Annotated in this window: 1 protein-coding gene; it reads left to right on the top strand. The window is 69.2% G+C overall.

The annotated features are described in order from the left end of the window. A partial coding sequence (gene treS / locus DBR36_RS16965; RefSeq protein WP_258222965.1) for a maltose alpha-D-glucosyltransferase occupies positions 1–2,040 on the top strand: 2,040 nt, incomplete at its 5' end. Between the last annotated feature and the right edge of the window lie 16 nt (positions 2,041–2,056).

Genomic DNA, 2,056 nt, shown 5'->3' with positions numbered 1-2,056 from the left:
ATGCTCAAGGACGCCGACGTGCTCAGCCGCCAATTGTCGGGCCAGCCCTCGATGTGGCGCAACCCGTACGCCCGCCCCGACGCGCGACGCGCGATCGAGTCGACGGACGTGTGGTTCACCGCCTACCCGATCTCGCTCATCACGCGGCCGGGGGAGTCCTTCCTCGACGCGCTCGGAGACGAGGCGCTGTGGGAGGCGTTCGAATGGGTGGGGATCAACGGCATCCACACCGGACCCGTCAAGCGGGCGGGCGGCATCACGGGGTGGCAAGAGACGCCCAGCGTCGACGGGCACTTCGACCGCATCAGCACGCAGATCGACCCCGAGTTCGGTGACGAGAACGCGTTCCGTCGCGTCGCGGACGTCGCCGAGTCCCACGGCGGGAGCGTCATCGACGACATCGTGCCGGGCCACACCGGCAAGGGGGCCGACTTCCGCCTCGCCGAGATGGCGTACAAGGACTACCCCGGGATCTACCACATGGTCGAGATCCCGCGCGAGGACTGGGCGCTGCTGCCCGAGGTGCCCGCCGGGCGCGACTCCGTCAACCTCGACGCCGAGACCGAGCGCGAAATGAGCGCCCGCGGCTACATCATCGGCGAACTCCAGCGCGTCATCTTCTACACGCCCGGGGTGAAAGAGACCAACTGGAGCGCCACCGCGCCGGTGGTCGGTACCGACGGTCTCGAGCGGCGCTGGGTCTACCTGCACTACTTCAAAGAGGGTCAGCCCTCGATCAACTGGCTCGACCCCACGTTCGCGGGGATGCGCCTGGTCATCGGCGACGCCCTGCACTCGCTCGGCGACCTCGGGACGAGCGCGCTGCGCCTCGACGCCAATGGCTTCCTCGGCGTCGAGAAGAGCGCCGAGGGACTCCCCGCGTGGTCGGAGGGGCACCCTCTCTCCCACGCGGCGAACCACATCATCGCCGGCATGGTGCGGAAGGTCGGCGGGTTCACCTTCCAGGAGCTCAACCTGACGATGGAGGACATCCGCGACACGGGAGCCGTCGGCGCCGACCTGTCGTACGACTTCGTCACCCGTCCCGGTTACCACCACGCCCTGGCCACCGCGAACACCGAGTTCCTGCGCCTGGCCCTCACGACGGCGCTCGAGACCGGGGTCGAGCCCGTGCAGCTCGTCCACGGCATGCAGAACCACGACGAGCTCACCTACGAGCTCGTGCACTGGGCGACGACGCACCGCGACACGCTGTACCCCTTCCGCCATGATGAGCGCACCGGCGCCGAGATCGCCGAGACGGTGCGCGCGGAGCTGACCGAGAAGCTCACCGTCGAGGCCGACTACAACCTCGTGTTCACGCAGAACGGGATCGCCTGCACGACGGCATCCCTCATCGCCGCGACCCAGGGCAAGGCGACGCTGGCTGACATCGGCGAAGACGACGTGCCCGCGATCCGCGATGCGCACCTGCTGCTGGCGAAGTACAACTCCTGGCAGCCGGGCGTCTTCGCCCTCTCGGGATGGGACCTCACCGGATCGCTCACGCTCCCGGCCGACGATGTGCGTCACCTCATCTCGTCGGGCGACACCCGCTGGATCGAGCGGGGCGCGCACGACCTGCTCGACGTCGCCCCCGAAGCGGCGTCGTCGGTGTCGGGGATGCCGCGGGCCCGGTCGCTCTACGGCTCGCTCGGCGATCAGCAGAACGACCCCGATTCGTTCCTGTCGGGGCTGCGCGACGTCCTGCGCATCCGCGGGGATCACGGCATCGCCGTGGCGTCGCAGGTCGACATCCCGCAGGTGGGCCACCCCAGCATGCTCGTCATGGTGCACCGTCTCGACGGTGGGGATCGACGCGCCGACGACGCCCCCCTGCAGATCACGGTGCTGAATTTCTCGAACGAGACCATCGAGGGAACCGTGCGCTCGGAGTGGTTGGTTCCCCAGAGCACCGCCGTCGACGCCGCGACCGGCGACGTCGTCGGCCGTGTGGACGAGCTGCAGAGCTTCTCGCTCGAGCTCGGGCCCTACGCGGGGCTGTTCCTCGTGCTCGAAGCCCCCGAGGCCGAGGACTGACGAAGCGCCCCGGCGC

Origin of the sequence: Microbacterium sp. HMWF026 (assembly GCF_003061325.1) — a bacterium.
In the GTDB taxonomy this organism is placed as follows: Bacteria; Actinomycetota; Actinomycetes; order Actinomycetales; family Microbacteriaceae; genus Microbacterium; species Microbacterium testaceum_E.
The sequence above is the reverse complement of the archived record's forward strand: the minus strand, read 5'-3'. Positions and strand labels throughout refer to the sequence as shown.